1 protein-coding gene and 1 pseudogene are annotated in these 1,675 nt (G+C 22.4%); both read left to right on the top strand.

The annotated features are described in order from the left end of the window. The coding region (locus QK892_RS18330) for a sensor histidine kinase (RefSeq protein ID WP_317274986.1) at positions 1 to 1,205 on the top strand (1,205 nt) is incomplete at its 5' end. Positions 1,206 to 1,223: 18 nt separating this feature from the next. Further along, a pseudogene (locus QK892_RS18325) lies at positions 1,224 to 1,675 on the top strand (sensor histidine kinase); the annotation flags it as partial.

Genomic DNA, 1,675 nt, shown 5'->3' with positions numbered 1-1,675 from the left:
CTTTAATAGCGATAATTGCAAATATTATTAAGGAAAATTATAGCTTCGTATTTGAAGAAACAGTATTAACAAATGTGTATTTAGAAGGTGTTAATAAAAAAATAATAAAAAGTAATTACCAGCTTGAAGATACATATAAAAAGTTAAAAGATAAGAATATGTTATATAAAAGTTTTTTAGGTAGTTTACCTAATGAAATAGTTATAATAAATAATAACTATAGAATATCTTATTGTAATAAAAAATTTTTAGATGAGATTGGTGAAAAATATATAAGAAATATCGTAAATAGAAGAATTGACAAGTATATAAAATTTGATGATGGGTTTGATTTAGGGATATGTTTTGATAATAACAAGGGGCCACATACTACCAATGTAATTCTTAATGATAAAAAAATTGAAATTAGATTCTTTAAATTAAACAATGAGGATACAGAGTGTATATTAATGTTTAAAGACTTGACAGAAGAAATTAAGTTATCTTATATGAAAGAAGAACTAGAAGAAATAAAAATAAGAGAAAAAATAAAGCAAAATTTTCTGTCTAATATTTCTCATGATATAAAAATACCAGTTAACGTTATTTATTCAGCAATGCAACTTGAAAAGATCTTAATAGATATAAATGATATTGATAGAATTAAGTCGTATAACGAAATAAGTAAGGAAAATTGTTTTATACTTACTAAATTTACTAATAACTTGATTGATATGAGTAAAATAGACTCAGAAAATTTAGAGGTAAATCTTAAATTTGATAATATAGTTGAGTTTGTTGAAGATTATTTATTTTCATTATCACCATATATAAAAAATAGCGGACATGACATTATTTTTGATACTAGTGAGGAAGAAATATATACTTATTTTGATAAAGAAATGATGCAAAGGATTATACTAAACTTAGTATCAAATTCAATAAAGTTTACTAATGAAGACGGTCTTATCTTTGTAAAAATAGAAGAGTTTAGTGAATATGTTTTAATTAAACTCACAGATAATGGTATAGGAATGAGTGAAGAGTTTATCTCTAAAGCTTTTAATAAATATGAAATGGAAAATAGGTATAAAAATAATGGTGAAACAGGTTTTGGAGTAGGTCTGTTTGTTGTATATAATTTAATAAAGGCTCAAAATGGGGATGTTGAGATAAATAGTGAGTTAGGGAAAGGAAGTAGTTTCTCTATAAAGTTAAACAAGTAAAGGGTGTTTTAATTAGAAATGATTAATGAAAAGTTGCATTACAGAAATAAAGGGATAATATCTCAAATATCTATACCTATAATTTTAATTTTGACTATACTTAAATATTTCTATAATATGAATAATGAATTTATTTTTATTATTAGAATCTTAAGTATATCAATATCAGTATTAATTTTTTTTATGAGTATCATAAAGGCTGGTAATGGAAATTTAGGAGTTTTAAAACTAATTGGAATAGGTTTTTTTCCTATAGCCATATTAAGGTTTAGTGGAGTAGATATTTCATATATAATAAGTAATTACGAGATTGTTATTATATTTATACAAATATTAAATTGTATAGAATTTAGTAACATTATTTTAAGCATGATAATTTATAATAAAAAGTATCCAGAAAAAATTCAATGGATAGTTTTTATTATAATAACTTTTATAATGATTCTTTTAATGAAGGATGGATATAAAGG

It is taken from the genome of Clostridium lamae (genome assembly GCF_033043255.1).
GTDB classification, from domain to species: domain Bacteria; phylum Bacillota; class Clostridia; order Clostridiales; family Clostridiaceae; genus Clostridium; species Clostridium lamae.
Note: the sequence above shows the minus strand (reverse complement) of the source record. Positions and strands in the feature narration are given on the sequence as shown.